Origin of the sequence: Azospirillum sp. 11R-A, assembly GCF_049472615.1 — a bacterium.
GTDB classification, from domain to species: domain Bacteria; phylum Pseudomonadota; class Alphaproteobacteria; order Azospirillales; family Azospirillaceae; genus Azospirillum; species Azospirillum palustre.
On sequence record NZ_JBCEBL010000003.1, the window covers coordinates 272,765 to 293,034 of the forward strand.

The following is a 20,270-nucleotide window of genomic DNA, read 5'->3' on the forward strand; positions in this document are numbered from 1 at the left end:
ATTGCGGCGAAGCCTGCCGGACGGAGCGGCCGGCTTCCTCGCCGACTTGTGCGGAACGTTAGAGATTTTTTTGCATTTTTGGAGGAGACGTGGTGCCATTCCCATCGCTGCGGTGCACACGACGCATTGCAGCGAACGGCACGGCGCCCGGGCGTCAGATGCCGGAACAGGCACCGAGAGAAAGAGGAATTGCTGCGATGGACGACGTGCGTCAGGTCCGCAAGGATACCGAAGGCTACTGCATCGAAGACCTGTCCGTCGGCATGACGGCCAGCTTCGCCAAGACGGTGACGGAAGCCGACATCGTCCTGTTCGCGGGTATTTCCGGCGACACCAACCCGGTCCACATCAACCAGGAATATGCCGCCACCACCATGTTCCAGGGCCGCATCGCCCACGGCATGCTGACGGTCGGCTTCATCTCGGCCGTTCTCGGCACCAAGCTGCCGGGGCCGGGCTGCATCTACATGAGCCAGACCTTGAAGTTCAAGGCGCCGGTCCGCGCCGGCGACACCGTCACCGCCCGCGCCACCATCACCGAGCTGATCCCGGAAAAGCGCCGCTGCGTCATCAAGACCGTCTGCACCGTCGGCGAGACCGTGGTGGTCGAAGGTGAAGCGCTGCTGATGGTTCCGTCCCGCGGCTGATCGCCTACGGCCAATACCCAGGCCAATCGGCCTGCCTGCGAGCGTAAAACACGCCGGCGCGTTTACCCCGCGCCGGCGTCGGTCTATATAGACGCCCGAGCAAGCGGACCCGCCGGGGTCCGCCCACAGCACCGGGGCGCGCATGCGACTGTACAGACACACCGCCGACCTGCCGGCCGAAGAGCGGGGCGCCGTCGTGGCGCTCGGCAATTTCGACGGCGTCCATCGCGGGCATCAGACGGTCATCGGCACCGCCCAGCGCCTTGCCGCGGAGCTGGGGGCGCCGTCGGCCGTCGTCACCTTCGAACCGCACCCGCGCAGCGTCTTCCGTCCCGACGACCCGCCCTTTCGCCTGACGCCCTTCCGCGTCAAGACCCGCCACATCGAGGCGCTGGGCGTCGACCAGCTGATCGTCTGCCATTTCGACGACGGCTTCCGCCACAAGACCGCGCAGGCCTTCGTCGACGAAATCCTGGTCGGCGGGCTGGGCGTGCGGCATGTCGTCTGCGGCTACGACTTCCTGTTCGGGCACAGGCGGTCGGGCGATCCCGCCTTCCTGCTGCAGGCCGGGCGCGCCCAGGGCTTCGGCGTGACCGAGGTCGGGCCGGTGTCCGACGAACAGGGCGGCGTCTATTCCTCCACCCGCGTGCGCGACGCGCTGACCGCCGGCCGGCCGCGCGAGGCCGCCCATGTGCTGGGTCATCCGTGGGAGATCGAGGGGCGAGTCGTCCATGGCGACCAGCGCGGCCGCACCATCGGCTTCCCCACCGCCAACATCGAGCTGGGCGAGTATCTGCGCCCGGCCTTCGGCGTCTATGCGGTGCGCGCCGGCATCGACCGCGCCGGCGAGACGGTCTGGCTGCCGGGCGTCGCCAATCTCGGCGCCCGCCCTACGGTGGACGGCACGGTGGCACGGCTGGAGGCCCACCTGTTCGATGTCGATCTCGACCTGTACGATCTGCATCTGCGCGTCCAGATGATCGATTTCCTGCGGCCGGAGATGAAGTTCCCCAGCTTCGATGCGCTGAAGGACCAGATCGTGCAGGATGCCGCCGCCGCCCGCACCGTGCTGGCGGCCGGCTGACAGGAGGGAAATCGGATGGAACGGGTCCTGATGCTGCTGTTCATGCTGAACCAGGGCGGCCCGACCACGCTGGAGTTCGCCAGCATGGAGCAGTGCAAGGCGGCCGAGCCGATCATCATCCAGAATTACCGCGAGATGACCGGCAACACCGTGCTGTCGCGCTGCATCCGCATGACGCTGCCGGCCAACTGACCGGGCTGGACGCGCGACAGGCTTGGCGACGGCATTGAACAGGCGGCCTGCGATCCGCGCTGGCGGCGGTGGTTTCCTCTGATACAGTGCCGCCCCGCCCCAGGCTTCCCGCCGCAAGCCGCCCCGAATCCCCCCGAATCCCCATGCCCCGTCCAGACTCCCTGACCATCCGCATCCTGCTGACGGCGCTCGTCGCCTTCGGCCCGCTGTCCACCGACCTGTATCTGCCGTCGCTGCCGACGCTGGTGCGGGTGTTCGGCACCGACGTCGCCACGGTGCAGCTGACCCTGTCGATCTTCCTGGTCGGCTTCGCAGTGTCGCAGCTGGTCTATGGGCCGATGTCGGACCGATTCGGCCGGCGCCCCACCCTGCTGGTGGGGGTGACGATCTATCTGGCGGCCAGCGCCGTCTGTGCCATGACCAGCAGCATCGATGCGCTGATCGCCGCCCGCTTCTTCCAGGCGCTGGGCGCCTGCTGCGGCCCGGTGGTGGCACGCGCGGTGGTGCGCGACGTGTTCGGGCGCGACCGGGCGGCGACGGTGCTGGCCTATATGTCGATGGCGATGGCGCTGGCCCCGGCGGTGGGGCCGATGCTGGGCGGCGTGCTGACGGAATGGTTCGGCTGGCGCGCCAACTTCGTGCTGCTGACCGTCTTCGCCTGCGGCATCCTGGCCGCCGTCTGGTCGTTGCTGGGCGAGACCAACGCGCATCGCGACGAGGACGCCCTGAGGCCAAGCCGGCTGGCGGCGAACTATCTGCTTTTGCTGCGCAACCGCGGCTTCCTCGGCTATGTGCTGGTGGTCGCCTTCTCCTACAGCGGCATCTTCTCCTTCATCTCCGGCTCCTCCTTCGTGCTGATCGAGCAGATGCACCTGACCCCGGCCCAGTATGGCGCCAGCTTCGGCGCGGTGGTGCTGGGCTACATGCTCGGCACCTTCCTGGCCGGGCGGCTGACGCCGCGGCTGGGCGGGGCGCGGATGATCCGGATCGGCACGCTGCTGTCGATGGGCGGCGGGCTGGTCGGCGGGGCGCTGGCGCTGGCCGGGGTGCTGCACCTGCTGGCCATCGTGGTGCCGGTCTTCCTGTTCATCCTGGGCACCGGACTGACCCTGCCGAACGCCAGCGCCAACGCCGTCGGTCCCTACGCCACCATGGCCGGGCTGGCCTCCTCACTGCTGGGCTTCGCGCAGATGGCCATCGCCGCGATCATCGGCATCGTCGTCGGCCACATGAACGACGGCACCGCCCTGCCGATGATGGGCGCCATCGGGCTGGTCGCCCTGGGTGCCCTGCTGGCGCACCGGCTGCTGGTCATCCCCGCGGCGACGAGCGGGCGATCCGCCTGATCCGGCCCTGACGGGAGGCGTGACGGGAAGTAGCGCGGCGCTTCCGGGTTTTCCCGGCATCGTCGCCGTCCTCCTTTCCCAACTGCGGGAAACGATCCAGCAGAAAGGTGAACAGGATCGTCACGACCAGGCATAGGCCCAGCGTCATCCCCGCCAGCATATAGTATCCGGCGCCGCAGGCGATCCCCAGCGCACCGGCCACCCAGATCACCGCCGCGGTGGTCGCCCCGCGCACGCTGTCGCCCGAGCGGAACATCACGCCGGCGCTGATGAAGCCGACCGCCTGGGCCACGCCCTGGATGACGCGGACGGGATCGCTCGGCCGCTCGTCCCCCGTCGCCTGCAGCCCGGCGTAAAGCTCCAGTGCGACCAGCGTGGTCAGGGCACAGCTGATGGATATCAGCGTATGCGTGCGCAACCCCGCCGCTTTGCCCCGCATCTCGCGGTCGAGTCCAAGCAAAGCGCCGCACAGGGCCGCCGCCAGCAGCCGTAGCCCGATTTCCCCGGCAGTCAGAACACTGGTCAAGCCCATGAAATTGCTCCGGTTTTTCTGCCCTCCAAACGGTCTGCCACTTTTTTGGGGCAGACGGCATTTTTCACTTTGCAATCGTTCGCGTTGGATCTATGTAACGCGAACTCGCAAGCGCACGTGCCGCTGGCCCGCCCCTCGGCGTCTCCGAGATGTGGTTATGCAACGACGTAACGCGTGATCCCCGACCGTCCCTTAAACAAGGCGGCGACTTGGAGGTTACGATGGTTGATGTTGTTGTGGGTGGGCGCGTGCTCACCCGTCTCCGAAATTTGCCGCTCCTGGACCATACGGACAGAACAGGGTTCTGTACGGGGAAATCCAGTATTGGCGGCTTGAGCGCCTGATCAGCTTTTTCAGTTGCTGATCGGCCCGCTCGGCCGCTCCGTTCCCCCCGACTTCGCCCGTTCCGTTCCATCATCTTGCGTCCCAGGAGACCTCGATGACCCAGAAGATTGCGCGCTTTTTCGAAGAGCAGCGCCCGCAGACCCCTTGCCTCGTCATCGATCTGGATGTCGTCGAGCAGAACTACAACGATCTGCACGACGCCCTGCCCGACGCCCGTATCTTCTATGCGGTGAAGGCGAACCCGGCCGCGGAAATCCTCAGCCTGCTGGCCCGTCTCGGCTCGGCCTTCGACTGCGCCTCGGTCCCGGAAATCCAGATGGCCCTGGCCGCCGGCGCCACCCCGGACCGCATCTCCTTCGGCAACACCATCAAGAAGGAAAGCGACGTCCGCCGCGCCTTCGAGCTGGGCGTGCGCCTGTTCGCCTTCGACAGCGAGCCGGAACTGGAGAAGATCGAGCGCGCCGCCCCCGGCGCCCGCGTGTTCTGCCGCATCCTGACCTCGGGCGAGGGTGCCGAATGGCCGCTGTCGCGCAAGTTCGGCTGCGACCTGAAGATGGCGCGCGAGCTGCTGCTGAAGGCCCGCGACATGAACGTGCAGCCCTATGGCGTGTCGTTCCATGTCGGCTCGCAGCAGAAGGACCTGATGCAGTGGGACCACGCCATCTTCCAGGTGGCGCAGTTGTTCCGCGAGCTTGAGGTGCTGGGCGTCGACCTGGGCATGATCAATCTGGGCGGCGGCTTCCCCACCCGCTACCGCACCGACGTGCCGGAATGCACCGCCTACGGCCAGGCGATCTTCGACTCGCTGCGCACCCACTTCGGCAACCACCTGCCGGAGACCATCGTGGAGCCCGGCCGCGGCATGGTCGGCAGCGCCGGCATCATCGAGAGCGAAGTGGTCCTGGTGTCGCGCAAGTCGGCCGAGGATCCGAAGCGCTGGGTCTATCTCGACATCGGCAAGTTTGGCGGTCTGGCCGAGACGATGGACGAGGCGATCCAGTATCCGATCGAGGTGCTGGGCGATGATCTGGAGAGCGACCGCGAGGCGGTGATCCTGGCCGGACCGACCTGCGACAGCGCCGACGTGCTGTACGAGCGTGCCGACTACAAGATGCCGGTGGACCTGAAGTGCGGCGACCGCGTGCGCATCCACGCCACCGGCGCCTACACCACGACCTATTCGGCCGTCTGCTTCAATGGCTTCGAGCCGCTCAAGCACTACTGCATCTGAGGATACGGGCGGGGAGTTGCCCTGCCCGGCTTCAGTCCGCCAAGAGAAAGCCCGCCTGCCGGTTCACCCGGCAGCGGGCTTTCTCTTTTTTGGCCGGCTGATTTTTGTGCAGCCTATTTTTTGAGCATTCCCAAGTATCGGACAAAGAAAAAGGCCGCCTCCGATCAACGGAAGCGGCCTTTTTCAGTGCGTTCGCCGGCCGGCGTACAGGCGCTCATTCGCGCCAGAACGGCTTCGACATCTCGCGCTCGGCATCCAGGCGGCTGAAGCCGATGTCCTGGAGCATACGGTCGTCCAGATAGCCCAGCTCGCGGCGGGTGACGACGCGCTGGCGCCACAGACCCAGCAGGTTCGAAGCGATTTCGACGACGTGGCCGAAGGTGGTGTTGGCGTGGCCGGTCTCGGCGGAGTGCAGAAGGGTTGCCATGATGGAGATTCCTGAGATGTCTTGTTTTGGAGGGTCCGCCGGTCGGCGATCACGTCCTCCTTGTGTGGAAATATAATTATGCTTCTTTGAGCCATGTTGCCACCCCCGACGGCAACATGCCCGCTTTGCAGGCAGCGAAGAACTCGCCATGGAATGTCACCGATCTGTGGCAAATTCGTCATTGCGGATACTTACCGTTCGTCAGACTGACAATAAAGGACCCCCACACCGGCACCCGCTGGACAAGGCAGACCGACTTGGGCGATGTATTGTTTTACTTACGGATCAATCCAGCAGACCAGTGGACAGGCTCATGAGCAGCATCCCCAGCCCCGCCGGCCAGCAGTTCGAGACCATCGGCTTCGATGGCGACGACACGCTCTGGCACAATGAATCGCTGTTTTCGATGACGCAGGACCGCTTCCGCGCCCTGCTGGCCCACACCGCCGACCCGACCGACCTGGATCGCCGCCTGCTGGAGGCGGAACGGGCGAACCTCAGCGTCTATGGCTATGGCATCAAGGGCTTCGTGCTGTCGATGATCGAGACGGCGATTGCCGTCACCGACGGCCATGTCCCCGCCCGTGACCTGCAAAGCCTGATCGACTTCGGCAAGGCGATGCTGGAGCATCCGGTGGAGCTTCTGCCCGGCGTGAAGGAGGTGGTGGAGACGCTGGCCGGCCGTCACCGGCTGGTGCTGATCACCAAGGGCGACCTGTTCGACCAGGAAAGCAAGATCGCGCGCTCCGGCCTGTCGGACCTCTTCCACGCGGTGGAGATCGTCAGCGAGAAGGACCCGGCCACCTACCGCCGGGTGATGGATCGCCACGGCATCGATCCGGCCCGCTTCCTGATGGTCGGCAACTCGGTGCGTTCCGACATCCTGCCGGTGCTGGCGACCGGCGCCCATGCCGTCCATATCCCCTATGCCATCACCTGGGCCCATGAAGAGGCCGAGGTGCCCGATGAGCATTACCGCCGGCTGGAGTCGGTCCGCGACCTGCCGGCATTGCTGGCCGACTGGTGAGGAACCCTGACGATGACCCTGTCCACTCCACTGTCGCTCTTGGCCGAGCTCGACGGCATCACGCCCGAAACCGGCGCACCGGCGGCCGAGCGCATCCTGTCGGGTGCGCCGGTCTTCACCAGTTGGAACAGCTACGAGTCGCCCGACGGCAAGCGGTTCGCCGGCACATGGCATTCGACGCCCGGCTCCTGGCGCATCGTCTATGACGAGTGGGAGTATTGCGAGATTCTGGAGGGCGAGAGCATCGTCGCCCATGACGATGGCCGGTCATGGGCCTTGAAGGCCGGGGACCGTTTCGTCATCGAACCGGGATTCCAGGGAAGCTGGACGGTGATCGCGGCCACCACCAAGCGCTATGTGGTGATCCTGCCCTGACCCGCCCGCCTAGAGTCTGTCTGGTGCTTATTGAAGCACCAGACAGACCGCAAGCTTTTGGTTTTCCGTGTGATTCACGCTTCAAGCGATTCCGCTTGAACCGACCACACTCTAGCCGGTGTTCTCGACCGACTGCTGGGCGGTGTTGTGGCTGAGGATGGTGACGGCCTTGCGCCCGATTTCCACCGCCAGCACGCCCAGGATGAGAACGGAGGCGACCAGCATCAGGCGGGCGATGTCGCGGGACCAGCCGCGCTTGCGGGCATTGGCACGGCGATGTGCGCGCTCTACGGCCCGCGCGGCGCGGCCAGGCAGACGCTGTCCCATCCAGGCGGTGGCGGCCATGATGCGCTCCCTCACCGTTCTCAACAATCGATATGCTTTTATATAAAATTTTATCTTGTTTGGCAAGGAGCGAGTCCCGCAGCGGATTGCCGCAGGACACGCTCACCAGAGGCGACGCTTACTCCTTGAAGGCCACCTCGCGCTGGCGGCGGAAGGCCGGCAGCAGGATCAGGGCCAGCAGGCTGGCAGCCACCGCCATCAGGCCGGCGCTGATCGGCCGGGAGACGAAGATGCCCAGGTCGCCATGCGACAGCAGCATCGCCCGGCTCAGATTCTCCTCCAGCAGCGGGCCGAGGACGAAGCCGAGCAGCAGCGGCGCCGGTTCGCAGTCCAGCTTCTTCAGCACATAGCCGAACAGACCGAAGCCGGCCATCATCACCACGTCGAAGACGTCGTTGCGCAGGCTGTAGGTGCCGATGCAGCAGAAGACCAGGATGGCGGGAAACAGGTAGGCGTAGGGAACGCGCAGCAGCCGCACCCAGATGCCGATCAGCGGCAGGTTCAGCACCACCAGCATGATGTTGCCGACCAGCATGCTGGCGATCATGCCCCAGAACAGGTCGGGCTGCTTGGTCATGATCTGCGGGCCCGGCGTGATGCCGTGGATCATCATCGCGCCGATCATCAGCGCCATCACCGCGTTGGACGGGATGCCGAGGCTGAGCATCGGGATGAAGCTGGCCTGGGCGCCGGCATTGTTGGCGGCCTCCGGCCCGGCGACGCCCTGGATCGCGCCCTTGCCGAAGGCGGCCGGATCGCGCGCCACCTTCTTTTCCAGCGCGTAGGAGGAAAAGGCGCTCAACGTCGCCCCGCCGCCCGGCAGGATGCCGAGGAAGGCGCCGAGAGCCGTGCCGCGCACGGCGGCCGGCCAGGCGTCCTTGAAGTCCTGCCAGCTCGGCCAGAGCCGGTGGATCGGCGACGGTTCGATGCCGCGCCCCTCCGTCTCCTCCAGATTGATGATGATGTCGGCCAGACCGAACAGCCCCATGGCGAGCGGCACGAAGTCCAGCCCGTCATAAAGCTGCGGGATGTCGAAGGTGAAGCGCATCTGGCCGGAATTGACGTCGGTGCCGACCATGGAGAGCAGCAGCCCGATCAGGATCATCGCCACCGCCTTGACGACGGATCCATGGGCGAGGATCACCGCGCCGATCAGGCCGACCAGCATCAGCGCCACATATTCCGAGGGCCCGAAGGCCAGCGCCACCCCGGCCAGCGGCGGACCGGCGACGGCGATGACCAGCGTTGTCACGACACCGGCGAACAGCGAGGCCAGCGCCGCGGTCGCCAGCGCCACGCCGCCGCGGCCCTGGCGCGCCATCGCGTTGCCGTCCAGGCAGGTCATGACGGACGAGGATTCGCCCGGCAGCTTCACCAGGATGGCGGTGGTCGAGCCGCCATACTGGGCACCGTAGAAGATGCCGGCCAGCATGATCAGCGCGCCGACCGGCGGCAGGTAGAAGGTGATCGGCAGCAGCAGCGCCACCGTCGCCGTCGGCCCCAGCCCCGGCAGAACGCCGATCAGCGTGCCGATCAGCGCGCCGAGGAAGCAATAGAGCAGGTTCATCGGCTCGACCGACACGCCCAGCCCGAGCCAGAGATTGGCGAAGACGTCCATCATGGCCAGATCTGGAGCGGCAGGCCCAGTCCCCAGGAGAAGATGGCGACGCAAGTGGAGGCCAGCGTGGCCCACAGCGCGGTGAAGGGACCCGGACGCAGCGGCCGGCCGGCCAGTCCGCCGATGCCGATCAGCGCCAGGATGGCGAGCACCAGCCCCAGCTTGTCGAGCAGGGCGGCGAAAGCCACCACAGCGACGGTGATGGCGACCGACGGCCGCCATGCCCAGGCCAGCGCCGCCGGCGCATCGGCGGTCAGGGCGCGAAACATCGTCGCGAGCCCGGATGCCAGCAGGAAATAGCAGACGAGCCGCGGGAAGAAGCCGGCCTGCATCATGGCCAGCGACCCGGCCTCCCAATTGCGCGCCAGCCACAGCCCGCCGAGTGCGATGGCCGCGAGCAGCAGCCCGGCCGCAAGGTCCTGGGGCGATCTCAGCCGGAAGGCAGCCGGCCGTGGCGATCTCAGGGTATGTGTCATTGGATGGATGTCCGCTCTCTCAGGCACGCGACGGCGAGTAGGCCGGATGCAGCGCTCTCGCTTCGTGGAACGAGTTCATCGGACGAGGGGCACGGGAGGGAGCGGGTCCGCCCCCAACCGGGCGCAGTCCACACTGGCCGCTCCGAACCCTCGGCACCCGAATCCGCGGGTTGCATTATTGCCCCGCGCCTCATCTCCGTCGAGTGTCATATGCATGCCGTTGCGCGCTTTAATTCGCGACATAAGGGAATTCTCAAACTTTATCCGCGGCATTTTGCGCCAGAACACCCTTTTAGATATCAATAAATTTAGTCAATACACGCATAAGCGCCGATGTGGACGCGGCTGCCAAAGCGAGCGGGGCCGGCGTCGGACGCATCGGCACGAAAGCAAGGGATGGAACGATGACAGCAGCGACCCGATTACTGCGCAAGGCCGGTGGCCGTGCCGCATCCCTTCTCGGCACGGTGCTGGCGGCGCTGGTTCTGTGCGCCGCGGCCGGCCCGGTGGCGCAGGCCGCCTATCCGGAGAAGCCGATCACCATGATCGTGGCCTATGGGGCCGGCGGATCGACCGACGTGACGGCCCGCATGCTGGCGCCCTATATCGAGCGGTATCTGGGCGGCGCCCGGATCGTCATCCTGAACCGCCCGGGCGCCGGCGGGGAAATCGGCTTCGCCGCCATCGCCGACGCCGTGCCCGACGGCTACACCATCGGCTTCATCAACACGCCGAACCTCATCACCATCCCGATCGAACGGCAGGCGCGCTATGGCCTCGACCGGCTGGACCCGCTGGTGAACATCGTCGACGATCCCGGCGTGATGACCGTCCGCGCCGACAGCCCCTTCCGCTCGGTCGCGGACGTCGTCGCCAATGCCAAAGCCAATCCGCGCGTTCTCACCGTCGGTTCGACCGGCATCGGCTCCGACGACCATCTCGCCATGCTTCTGCTGGAACGGCAGGCCGCGGTTCACCTCACCCATGTGCCGTTTCCCGGCAGCGCCGAGAACTACCGGGCGATGCTGGGCCAGCACATCCAGATCTGCGACCAGAATCTGGGCGAGGGGCTGCGCGGAATCGCCGGTGGCGATCCGGTGCGGATGCTGGGCGTGATGAGCCGCTCGCGCTGGGACATGGCGCCGGACCTGCCGACCTTCCGCGAGCAGGGCTATGCCATCGATATGGTGTCGATGCGCGGCATCGGTGCTCCGAAAGGCCTGCCGCCGGAGATCCGCCGCACCCTGATCGAGGCGGTCACCAAGGCCGCCATGGATCCGGAATTCCAGGCCAAGGCGCGCGAGACCTTCCAGCCGCTGCGCATCGTCGGCCCCGACGCCTTCGCCGCCGAGCTGAAGCAGCTGGACGGCGAGTTCCGCAGCCTGTGGACCGAGATGCCCTGGAAGTGACGGCCTGGATATAAGAACCGATTGCGAAACGATCCGGTCTGTTAAGCTTTCATTCCGGCATCGTAACGGATCGGGTCGGTCATTCCGGCTTCGGAAAAGCCCTTGAGACGCAGCAGGCAGCTGTCGCAGGCGCCGCAGGACAGCCCCTCCGGCGTCGGGTCGTAGCAGGAGTGGGTGAGGCTGTAGTCCACCCCCAGCTCCAGCCCGCGGCGGACGATGGCGGCCTTGTCCAGCGTCATCAGCGGCGCATGGATCTTGAAACGGCTGGTGCCTTCGACCCCGGCCTTGGTGGCGAGGTTGGCGAGTGTTTCGAAGGCCGCGATGTATTCGGGGCGGCAGTCGGGATAGCCGGAGTAATCCAGCGCATTGACGCCGATGAACAGGTCGGATGCCCCCAGCGTTTCCGCCCAGGCCAGCGCGAAGGACAGGAAGACGGTGTTGCGCGCCGGGACATAGGTGACGGGGATGCCCTCGCCCAGCCCGGCTTGCAGGTCGGCGGAGCTGTCGTGCTTCGGCACGGCGATGGAGTCGGTCAGGGCCGAGCCGCCGAAGGCGCGCAGGTCGATGTCGGCGATCACATGCCGCTCCACCCCCATCGCCGCGACCACCCGCCGCGCCGCCTCCAGCTCCACCGCATGGCGCTGGCCGTAGCGGAAGCTGAGCGCATTGACCCGATAGCCCTCGGCCTTGGCGATGGCGAGCACCGTCGTCGAGTCGAGCCCGCCGCTGACCAGCACCACCGCGTCCCTGACACCGTTCCGATCCGCCATCGCACACCTCTGCCTTTCCGAAACCGTCCGCCCGGCAGGGCGGACATCCCGCGACAGCTTCTGGCACATCCGGACGGCACAGGCCAGTTCAGGACATCGACGCCAGCAACTCCGCGATGGTCATGATGCGCGACGGCGGCAGCCGGATGGTGGCGGTACAGCCCTGCCCCGGCGCACTGTCCAACGTCAGCGTGCCGCCATGCGCCTCAACCAGACGCAGCGCCAGCGGCAGGCCGAGACCGATGCCTTCATGACGGCGGGTGACGGTCTGGTCGATCTGGCCGAAGGGGGTGAGCGCCTGCGCGACGTCCTCCTGCCGCATGCCGACGCCGCGGTCGCGCACCGTCAGCTCCACCCAGCCATCGGCGGCGAGCCCGGCGGACAGGCTGACCGCACCACCCGGATGGCTGAACTTGATGGCGTTGGACAGCAGATTCCTCAAGGCCTGCCCAAGGCGGCGGTCGTCGCCGCGGATCGGCGGCAGGTCGCCGTCGGCCGCCACATCGACCGTCACGCCCTGACGGGTGGCGTGGAAGCGCAGATCCGCCACCACGCGCTCGATCAACGCCGACAGGTTCACCGACCCTTCGACCAGCGAGAACCCGCCGGCATCGACGCGCGCCATGTCGAGGATGTCGTCGATGATCGCCAGAAGCTGTTCGCCGGCCTGGCGGATCGCCCCGACGCAGTCAGTCACCAAGTCATTTTGCCGCCCACCCGCCACGGCAGTCCCGGCTTGCGTCTCCAGCAGTTGGGAGAAGCCGATCACCGCGTTCAGCGGGGTGCGCAACTCGTGGCTCATCGTCGCGATGAAGGTCGATTTCGCCTGGTTGCCGGCCTCCGCCGCCTCTTTGGCGGCCAGAAGCTCGGCCTCGGCCCGCCGGCGCTCGGTCACGTCGCGAAGAATGGCGGTATAGACCCGCCGCCCCTCCACCTCGCTGGCGCTGACCGACAGTTCGACCGGAAAGCGGATGCCGTCGGCACGTTCCGCCTCCGCTGCGCGGTCGCGGGCGACCAGGGCGGTGGTCTGGCCGGGCGCGAACTCCAGCCGGATGCCGCCCTCCTCCCGCAAATCGGCCAGCGGGATCAGGCGGTCGAGCGGACGCCACAGCAGGTCGCCCGCCGCGACGCCGAACATGGCCTCCGCCGCACGGTTGAAGCTGAGCAGCACGCCCGCCTCGTCGACGGTCAGGATCGCGTCGGCGGCGGTGTCGAGAACCGCCTCGTTGCGCGCCTCCGACAGGCGGAGCGCGTTGGCGGTGAGCACATATTCGCTGACATCGGTGATGGTGGCGATGGTGCCGCCATCCTCCAGGCGGATGCGCTGGCACAGCACCCGGCGGTCGGCGCCCGTGCCGTCGGGATCGTGGAAGCGGAAATCGGTCGCCGCGGCATCGCAGCCCGAGTCCAGCCGCCAATCCGCCGCCACCCGCTCCCGGTCCTCCGGATGCACGGCATCGAGCCAGCCCCTGCCAAGCAGCCGGTCGGGCTCCAGCCCGGTGATCCCGGCCAGACGGGCATTGGCGAACTGCACCTGCCCGGCGGAATCGGCCTGCAATATGCCGACCGGCACCGCCTCCGCCAGGGTGCGGTAGCGCGCCTCGCTGGCGCGCAGCCGTTCCGACAGGGCGATGTGGTCGCTGATGTCGCGGATGTTCAGCACAAGCCCGCCGATGGCCGGGTCGGCCAGCTCGTTGCGGGTGGTGACCTCCAGCCAGCGCCAGCCGCCATCGGCATGGCGGAAGCGGAAAACGGCGCGGCCGCTGCTGCCCGCGGGAGCGTTCACGCGGAGTTGCAGCCGGTGCTGCGCCTCCTCCACATCGTCGGGATGGATATGCTCGCCGAGCGACGCGCCGGTCAGGGTCTCCGGCGCATAGCCCAGCAGATCGCCCGCGGAGTCGCCGATATGGCGCACACGCCCGTCCGGCGACAGCACCGCGACAAGCTCGCGGCGATCCTGGAACAGGCCGCCGATCCTGAGTTCCCTGGACAGGCCATCCTGCAAGACGACACCCCCGACCCTGATGCGGACGGCGGGATTGCGCTCGATCCCGCCGTCCGCAGGGTAATCAGAGGGCGTTAACGGTTCATGTCAGGATTAACCCGACTCCGGGTGCATGATTTCCGCGTTGAAACCCCTATCCCCGCCGCAGGGACAGGAAGGATGCCAATGATTCCAGCACCGCATCGGGGGACTCGGTCATCACCATATGCCCGGTCTGCGGCAGGACGACGACCTGCGATGTCTTGACGCGGGCGGCCAGCGACCGTCCGGCCTTCGCCGGGGTCATCTTGTCGAGCGCGCCCAACAGGAACAGCGCCGGACAGCCGACCATCGCAGCGGCATCGGCCCCCTGCCCATAGTCGTTGCAGGCGGCGAGATCGACGCCCAGCACGCCCGGACGCACCGAAGCCATCAGCTGGCGTCCGCCGGGGATCAGCGCCAGCCCCGGCGTCGGGCAACCGCCACCCTGGGCGCCGCCATGGCCGCGCGGGCCGGAGCCCCAGCCGATCACCATCTCGATGGCCGACTGTTCGCCGGCATGGGCCGCGGCCAGCAGGTCCGGATGGACCGGCATCCGTTCCGCCACGCCCAGCAATGCCACCGCCTCGACCCGCCCCTCATGGCGGGCGGCGGCGTCCAGCGCCACCAGCGCACCCATGGAGTGGCCGACCAGCACCGCCCGCTCCAGCCCGGCGGCGTCGAGCAGGGCGATCACCCAGTCGGCGATGGCGGCGATGCTGTCCAGCGGCTCGCCGCCGGAGCGGCCATGGCCGGGCAGATCGACCGCCAGGACGGAGCGGCCATGGTGGGCGAGATAGCGGCTTTGCAGGCTCCACACGCTGTGGTCCATGCCGGCGCCGTGGATCAGCACGACAGCCGGACGCGCGGGGTCGATGTCCCGGCCGCCGGTGTGGACGAAGACGGGGTTTCCGTTGACGGTCAGTTGCATGGCGCGGCCCTCAGCCCTTGGTGGCGGCGCGCAGCGCCTGCTTCAGATCGTCGATCAGGTCTTCGCAATCCTCCAGCCCGATGGACAGGCGGATCATGTCCTCCCCCACCCCGGAGGCGGCGAGCGCTTCGGCATCGAGCTGGGCGTGGGTGGTGCTGGCCGGATGGATCACCAGCGACTTGGCGTCGCCGACATTGGCGAGGTGCGAGAACAGCGTCAGCGACTCGATGAAGCGCCGTCCAGCCTCGCGGCCGCCGCCCTGCGCACCGGCCCGGATGCCGAAGGAGATGATCGAACCGGCGCCATGCGGCAGCAGCCGGGCGGCCAGCGCATGGTCGGGATGGTCGACAAGCTCCGGATAGGAGACCCAGGCGACCGCACCCTTCTCCGAATTCAACTCCCCTTCCAGGAAGCAGACGACCTTGCGGGCGTTGTGGATGTGGCACTTCATCCGCAGCGGCAGCGTCTCCACGCCCTGCAGGATCTGGAAGGCGTTCATCGGGCTCATGCAGGCGCCGAAGTCGCGCAGACCCTCGGCACGGGCACGGGCGATGAAGGCGGCCGGGCCGTACTCCTCGGCGAAATCGATGCCGTGATAGCCGGCATAGGGCTCGGTCAGGGTCGGGAACTTGCCCGACGCCTCCCAGTCGAAGCGACCGCCGTCGATCACCACGCCGCCGATGGCGGTGCCATGCCCGCTCAGCCACTTGGTGCAGGAATGCATGACCAGATCGGCGCCATGCTCGAACGGCCGGCAGAGATAGGGGGTGGTGAAGGTCGAGTCGATCAGCAGCGGAATGCCGGCATCATGTGCGATGGCCGCGACCTTCGGCACGTCCAGCACCTCCAGCCCGGGATTGCCCAGCACCTCGCCGAAGACCAGCCGGGTTTCCGGACGGATCGCGGCGCGGATGCCGTCGAAGTCGCGCGGATGGACGAAGGTCGTGGTGATACCGAAGCGCGGCAGGGTATAGGCCAGCAGGTTGCGGCTGCCGCCGTAGATGGAAGAGGAGGCGACGATGTGCCCGCCCGCCCCCATCAGCGTCATGATCGCGAGCGTCAGCGCCGCCTGTCCGCTGGCGGTGCAGACCGCGCCCACCCCGCCTTCCAGCGTCGCCAGCCGCTCTTCCAGCACCGCGACGGTGGGGTTGGAGATGCGCGAATAGATGTGGCCAGGCCGCTCCAGGTTGAACAGGGCCGCCGCCTGATCGACGTCGCTGAAGACGTAGGAGGAGGTCAGGTGGATCGGAACCGCCCGCGCCCCGGTTGCCGGATCGGGCTTCTGCCCCGCATGCAGGCTCTGCGTGTCGAACTTCAGGAACTTGGCGCCAGCCATGCTCCCCCCTCCCCTCGAAGTTGGCACCGAAAATTAAAAGAGGGCCGCCTGCGATGGAGCGGCCCTCTTTGCTTTTCAGCGTCTTATTTGCCAGCCCTGTTCAACCCGCATTCCTGCGGCATCGACGGTGCGGAAGCGTATGGAGACGTGACGCGCGCGTCAAGGCGGTTGGATCGACGAAAAAGCCCGCCAACGGACAAGTTTACGCGAATGAGAACAAGTTGCAACAAGTACCGGGAGGGACTAAAAGGCGGCGATGGCTCTGCCCACCGGGCTTGGCCCCCAGGCCAGGCCTGTCCGAAGAAGAGGTTGGAATGAAGATCTCCCGTTCCCGGTTCGTCCGGTCGCTCGCCCTTGCCTCCGCTCTCGCCGCCCTGCCGGTCGTGGCCCTCACCGGCACCGCTTCCGCCCAGGCGACGCCGAGTAACGACGGCATCACGGTCTACAACGCCCAGCACGCCAGCCTGACCAAGGAGTGGGTGGAGCGCTTCACCCGCGAAACCGGCATCAAGGTGACGGTGCGCAACGGCAGCGACATGGAGCTGGGGAACCAGATCGTGCAGGAGGGTGCCGCCTCCCCCGCCGACGTTTTCCTGACGGAGAATTCGCCGGCGATGGCCCTGGTCGATAATGCCGGGCTGTTCGCACCGCTCGGCGCCGAAACGCTGGCCCCGGTGCCCGAGAGCTTCCGCCCGGCCAACGGCCATTGGGTCGGCATCGCCGCCCGCTCCACCGTCTTCGCCTACAACACCGGCAAGCTGACGCAGGACAAGCTGCCGAAGTCGCTGCTCGACCTCGCCAATCCGGAGTGGAAGGGCCGCTGGGCCGCCTCGCCCGCCGGAGCCGATTTCCAGGCCATCGTCGGCGCGCTCCTCCAGCTGAAGGGCGAGGCGGCCACCGCCTCCTGGCTGAAGGCGATGAAGGAGAACGCCAAGCCCTACCGCGGCAACAGCGTCGCCATGAAGGCGGTGAATGCCGGCGAGGTCGAGGGCGCGGTGATCTACCATTATTATTACATCGGCGATCAGGCCCGCACCGGCGGCGAGAACAGCAAGAACGTCGCCCTGCACTATTTCCGCAACGGCGATCCCGGCGCGTTCGTCAGCATCTCCGGCGCCGGCGTCCTGGGCTCCAGCAAGAACAAGCGCGAGGCCGAGACCTTCGTGAAGTTCCTCACCGGCAAGGGCGGGCAGGAAGTGCTGCGCGACGGCGATTCCTATGAATACGCCGTTGCCGGCGGCATCGCCTCCAATGCGAAGCTGGAGCCGCTCGACAAGCTGCAGGCGCCGAAGGTCAAGCCGGAGGCCCTCAACAATAAGGCCGTCACCGACTTGATGACTGCGGCCGGCCTGCTGTAATCCAATCTGCCGTCGCCCGCGGCATCGAACCCGCGGGCGGCGGCAGTTCAGGCCCGTCCATCCGGACGGACCCGGAGCCGGTTCCGGAGTTCACCGTCATCGCTCTTCACCCGCACTCTTCCCAGCCGCAGGCGGACCGCGACCGCCCCACGCTCCACGCCGCGGCCTCCCTCGTCGTCGCGCGCCGTCCGCAGCGGGCGGGGCTGCCTGTCCTCGCCGTCACCTCGGTGGTCGCGGCGCTTGCGCTGATGCCGCTCGCCTTCGTCGTCTGGATCACCATCCAGACCGGATGGGACACGGTGGTCGAACTGGTGTTCCGCCGCCGGGTCGGCGAATTGCTGGTGAACACGCTGCTGCTGGTGCTGCTGACCCTGCCGCTTTCGATCCTGGTGGCGGTCACGCTGGCCTGGCTGACCGAGCGGTCCGACCTGCCGGGACGGCGGTTCTGGGCCTGGCTGGCGGTGGCGCCGCTGGCCGTACCCGCCTTCGTCCACAGCTATGCCTGGGTCACCGTTGCGCCCGGCCTGCATGGGCTGGCGGCGGCGGTTCTGGTCTCGGTGCTCGCCTACTCGCCGTTCCTCTATTTGCCGGTGGCCGCCCAGCTGCGCCGGCTCGATCCGACGATGGAGGATGTCGCCGCCTCGCTCGGCCACGGACCGTGGCGGGTGTTCCTGACGGTGGTGTTGCCCCAGCTGCGTCTGGCGGTCTGCGGCGGCTCGCTGCTGATCGGCCTGCATCTGCTGGCCGAATACGGCCTCTACGTCATGATCCAGTTCGACACCTTCACCACCGCCATCGTCGACCAGTTCCAGTCGGCCTACAACGGCCCGGCGGCGAACATGCTGGCCGGCGTTCTGGTGCTGCTCTGCATGGGACTGATGGGCGGCGAGGTGCTGCTGCGCGGGCAGGAACGCTACGCGCGCGTCGGCAGCGGCGCCGCAAGGCGGGCCGCCCCGGCCGAACTCGGCCGCGCGACCTTGCTTTGCCTGCTGATCCCGCTGCTGTTCGCTGCGCTCTCGCTCGGCGTCCCACTGCTGACGCTCGGCCGCTGGCTCGCCATCGGCGGCTCCCGCATCTGGCAGGGTGCCGACATCGGCGGCGCCATCGTCCAGACCGTCGCCCTGGCGCTGGCCGGCGCGCTGCTGACCACGCTCGCCGCCGCACCGATGGCCTGGCTGTCGGTGCGTGCCCCCGGCCGGCTCCAGCGGGTTCTGGAAGCCTGCCATTACTATGTCGGCTCGCTGCCGGGGGTGGTCGTCGCGCTTTCGCTGGTGACGATCACCGTACGGGTCGCGCTGCCGCTCTACCAGACCGTTGGCACGGTGCTGCTGGCCTACCTGCTGCTGTTCCTGCCGCGGGCCCTGGTCGGACTGCGGGCCAGCCTCGCCCAGGCGCCGGTCGAACTGGAGCGGGCGGCCATGGCGCTGGGCCGGACGCCGTTGCAGGCGGTGCGCCAGATCACCTTCCGGCTCGCCGCCCCCGGCGCGGCGGCCAGCATGGCGATGGTGGCGCTCGGCATCACCAACGAGCTGACGGCGACCCTGATGCTCGCCCCCAGCGGCACGCGCACGCTCGCCACCGAATTCTGGTCGCTGACCAGCGAGATCGACTATGCGGGGGCCGCCCCCTATGCGGTGATGATGGTCGCCGCGTCGTTGCCGATGACGATCCTTCTCCACATCCAATCGAAACGGGCCGCCGGACGATGAGCTTCCTTCAGGTTCAGGGACTGGGAAAACGGTATGGCGAGGCGGTGGCGCTGGAGGATGTCGACCTCTCGGTGCATGCCGGCAGCCGCACCGCCATCGTCGGCCGCTCCGGGTCGGGGAAGACCACGCTTCTGCGCATCGTCGCTGGCTTCGAATCCGCCGACAGCGGCCGGATCCTGCTCGACGGGCACCCGCTGATGGACGGCGCTGGCGTCGTGCCGGCCCACCGCCGCGGCATCGGCTATGTGCCGCAGGATGGTGCGCTGTTCCCGCATCTCAGCATCGCCGACAACATCGGCTTCGGGCTGGAGCGCGGCGATGCCGGCCGGCGGAGCCGCATCCTGGAACTGCTGGACGCGGTGGAACTCGATCCGCAAATGCTGGAGCGCCGGCCGCACGAGCTGTCCGGCGGCCAGCAACAGCGCGTGGCGCTCGCCCGCGCGCTCGCCCGCAAACCGGCCCTGATGCTGCTCGACGAGCCTTTCTCGGCGCTCGACACCGGCTTGCGCGACTCCCTGCGCCGCACCGTCGCCCGGGTGCTCTGCGAAGCCGGAATCGCGACGATCCTCGTCACCCACGACCAGGCCGAAGCGCTGTCCTTCGCCGATCAGGTGGCGGTGATGCGCGAAGGCCGCCTGACGCAGGTCGGCTCACCCCAGGAGCTGTATCGACGGCCGCGCGACCGCGAGACGGCAGCGTTCCTCGGCGATGCGATCATCCTGCCGGCGGATGTCGAAAACGGCTGGGCGAGTTGCAGTCTCGGCCGGCTGCCGGTGACCGCCGGCCCCCGACGCGGCGCGGGCGAGATCATGCTGCGCCCCGAGCAGCTCCGGCTGGTGATCGACGACCGCGACGCCCCGCCAGACACCAGAGAAAGCACTGCGGAAAGCTGGGGCCGGGTCATCGACGTCGAGTTCGGCGGCTCCGTCTGCAAGGTCGCGGTGGCGCTCGGCAATGTGCCGGGGCAGCGCAACCCGCTGCTCCTGCGCCATTCCAGCCTGGACCTGCCGAGGATCGGCAGCCGCGTCCGCATCCATGTCGAGGGCGAGGCGCATCTCTTCGACACGCCCCTGCGCTGACAAGTCTGTG

General features: G+C 67.7%; 20 protein-coding genes. 11 read left to right on the forward strand and 9 right to left on the reverse strand.

The genetic code is table 11. From position 1 onward, the window contains the following. The first annotated feature begins 197 nt into the window (after nt 1-197). The 4 genes from VH569_RS06950 to VH569_RS06965 all read left to right on the forward strand — a co-directional run bounded on the left by VH569_RS06950 (nt 198) and on the right by VH569_RS06965 (nt 3,269). Nucleotides 198-647: a MaoC family dehydratase gene (locus VH569_RS06950; protein WP_012973248.1), complete on the forward strand. Its 450-nt coding sequence runs from the start codon at nt 198-200 to the stop codon at nt 645-647. A 142-nt stretch (nt 648-789) separates the two neighbouring features. Next, the gene (locus VH569_RS06955; protein WP_423314706.1) at nt 790-1,731 is read left to right on the forward strand and encodes a bifunctional riboflavin kinase/FAD synthetase; all 942 of its coding nucleotides are present in this window, start codon (nt 790-792) and stop codon (nt 1,729-1,731) included. Between the two features lie 15 nt (nt 1,732-1,746). Next, nucleotides 1,747-1,923, forward strand: a complete 177-nt coding sequence (locus VH569_RS06960) for a hypothetical protein (protein ID WP_377809948.1) — start codon at nt 1,747-1,749, stop codon at nt 1,921-1,923. Between the two features lie 143 nt (nt 1,924-2,066). Beyond that, nucleotides 2,067-3,269: a multidrug effflux MFS transporter gene (locus tag VH569_RS06965; RefSeq protein WP_423314707.1), complete on the forward strand. Its 1,203-nt coding sequence runs from the start codon at nt 2,067-2,069 to the stop codon at nt 3,267-3,269. On the opposite strand, the gene VH569_RS06970 is transcribed toward VH569_RS06965, so the two are convergent. Then, complete coding sequence (locus VH569_RS06970) at nt 3,235-3,801, reverse strand: MgtC/SapB family protein (protein WP_423314708.1); 567 nt, start codon at nt 3,799-3,801, stop codon at nt 3,235-3,237. The two genes, VH569_RS06965 and VH569_RS06970, sit on opposite strands and share 35 nt — an antisense overlap. Nucleotides 3,802-4,240: 439 nt before the next feature. Here VH569_RS06970 and VH569_RS06975 point away from each other — a divergent pair, with 439 nt between their 5' ends. Continuing rightward, nucleotides 4,241-5,377, forward strand: coding sequence for a type III PLP-dependent enzyme (locus VH569_RS06975; protein WP_377809951.1), 1,137 nt, complete (start codon nt 4,241-4,243; stop codon nt 5,375-5,377). 214 nt (nt 5,378-5,591) lie between these two features. Here the strand turns inward: VH569_RS06975 and VH569_RS06980 are convergent, their stop codons facing one another. Then, a complete protein-coding gene (locus VH569_RS06980) occupies nt 5,592-5,804 on the reverse strand; it encodes a DUF1127 domain-containing protein (RefSeq protein ID WP_098740467.1) in 213 nt (70 codons plus the stop codon). Between the two features lie 313 nt (nt 5,805-6,117). On the opposite strand from VH569_RS06980, the gene VH569_RS06985 reads away from it, so the two are divergent. Together VH569_RS06985 and VH569_RS06990 are read left to right on the forward strand one after the other, a co-directional pair. Beyond that, nucleotides 6,118-6,831, forward strand: coding sequence for an HAD family hydrolase (locus VH569_RS06985; RefSeq protein WP_423314709.1), 714 nt, complete (start codon nt 6,118-6,120; stop codon nt 6,829-6,831). Nucleotides 6,832-6,843: 12 nt separating this feature from the next. After that, nucleotides 6,844-7,206, forward strand: a complete 363-nt coding sequence (locus VH569_RS06990) for a cupin domain-containing protein (RefSeq protein ID WP_423314710.1) — start codon at nt 6,844-6,846, stop codon at nt 7,204-7,206. A 111-nt stretch (nt 7,207-7,317) separates the two neighbouring features. Here VH569_RS06990 and VH569_RS06995 read toward each other — a convergent pair whose 3' ends face one another. The 3 genes from VH569_RS06995 to VH569_RS07005 form a co-directional block, all read right to left on the reverse strand. Then, the gene (locus tag VH569_RS06995) at nt 7,318-7,551 is read right to left on the reverse strand and encodes a hypothetical protein (RefSeq protein WP_423314711.1); all 234 of its coding nucleotides are present in this window, start codon (nt 7,549-7,551) and stop codon (nt 7,318-7,320) included. A gap of 118 nt (nt 7,552-7,669) precedes the next feature. Then, nucleotides 7,670-9,172 carry a tripartite tricarboxylate transporter permease gene (locus VH569_RS07000; RefSeq protein ID WP_423314712.1) on the reverse strand — a complete coding sequence of 501 codons (1,503 nt, stop codon included), beginning with the start codon at nt 9,170-9,172 and terminating at the stop codon, nt 7,670-7,672. Next, nucleotides 9,169-9,645, reverse strand: coding sequence for a tripartite tricarboxylate transporter TctB family protein (locus VH569_RS07005; protein WP_098740472.1), 477 nt, complete (start codon nt 9,643-9,645; stop codon nt 9,169-9,171). The genes VH569_RS07000 and VH569_RS07005 overlap by 4 nt, the downstream gene beginning before the upstream one ends. Before the next feature lie 404 nt (nt 9,646-10,049). On the opposite strand from VH569_RS07005, the gene VH569_RS07010 reads away from it, so the two are divergent. Next, complete coding sequence (locus tag VH569_RS07010; protein ID WP_423314713.1) at nt 10,050-11,054, forward strand: tripartite tricarboxylate transporter substrate binding protein; 1,005 nt, start codon at nt 10,050-10,052, stop codon at nt 11,052-11,054. A gap of 41 nt (nt 11,055-11,095) precedes the next feature. Here VH569_RS07010 and queC read toward each other — a convergent pair whose 3' ends face one another. The 4 genes from queC to VH569_RS07030 all read right to left on the reverse strand — a co-directional run bounded on the left by queC (nt 11,096) and on the right by VH569_RS07030 (nt 16,114). Further along, entirely contained in the window at nt 11,096-11,824 is a 729-nt protein-coding gene (queC, locus tag VH569_RS07015; RefSeq protein WP_423314714.1) for a 7-cyano-7-deazaguanine synthase QueC, read from the reverse strand. 88 nt (nt 11,825-11,912) lie between these two features. Beyond that, the gene (locus VH569_RS07020; RefSeq protein ID WP_423314715.1) at nt 11,913-13,829 is read right to left on the reverse strand and encodes a PAS domain S-box protein; all 1,917 of its coding nucleotides are present in this window, start codon (nt 13,827-13,829) and stop codon (nt 11,913-11,915) included. 133 nt (nt 13,830-13,962) lie between these two features. Continuing rightward, nucleotides 13,963-14,778: an alpha/beta fold hydrolase gene (locus VH569_RS07025; RefSeq protein WP_423314716.1), complete on the reverse strand. Its 816-nt coding sequence runs from the start codon at nt 14,776-14,778 to the stop codon at nt 13,963-13,965. A 10-nt stretch (nt 14,779-14,788) separates the two neighbouring features. Then, a complete protein-coding gene (locus tag VH569_RS07030; RefSeq protein ID WP_423314717.1) occupies nt 14,789-16,114 on the reverse strand; it encodes an O-acetylhomoserine aminocarboxypropyltransferase in 1,326 nt (441 codons plus the stop codon). A gap of 314 nt (nt 16,115-16,428) precedes the next feature. Here VH569_RS07030 and VH569_RS07035 point away from each other — a divergent pair, with 314 nt between their 5' ends. From VH569_RS07035 to VH569_RS07045, 3 genes are all read left to right on the forward strand, one after another. Further along, nucleotides 16,429-17,472: an iron ABC transporter substrate-binding protein gene (locus VH569_RS07035; RefSeq protein ID WP_423314718.1), complete on the forward strand. Its 1,044-nt coding sequence runs from the start codon at nt 16,429-16,431 to the stop codon at nt 17,470-17,472. 248 nt (nt 17,473-17,720) lie between these two features. Next, the gene (locus tag VH569_RS07040) at nt 17,721-19,181 is read left to right on the forward strand and encodes an ABC transporter permease (RefSeq protein WP_423314719.1); all 1,461 of its coding nucleotides are present in this window, start codon (nt 17,721-17,723) and stop codon (nt 19,179-19,181) included. After that, nucleotides 19,178-20,260: an ABC transporter ATP-binding protein gene (locus VH569_RS07045; RefSeq protein ID WP_423314720.1), complete on the forward strand. Its 1,083-nt coding sequence runs from the start codon at nt 19,178-19,180 to the stop codon at nt 20,258-20,260. Before VH569_RS07040 ends, VH569_RS07045 begins: the two co-directional genes overlap by 4 nt. Nucleotides 20,261-20,270: the final 10 nt, after the last annotated feature.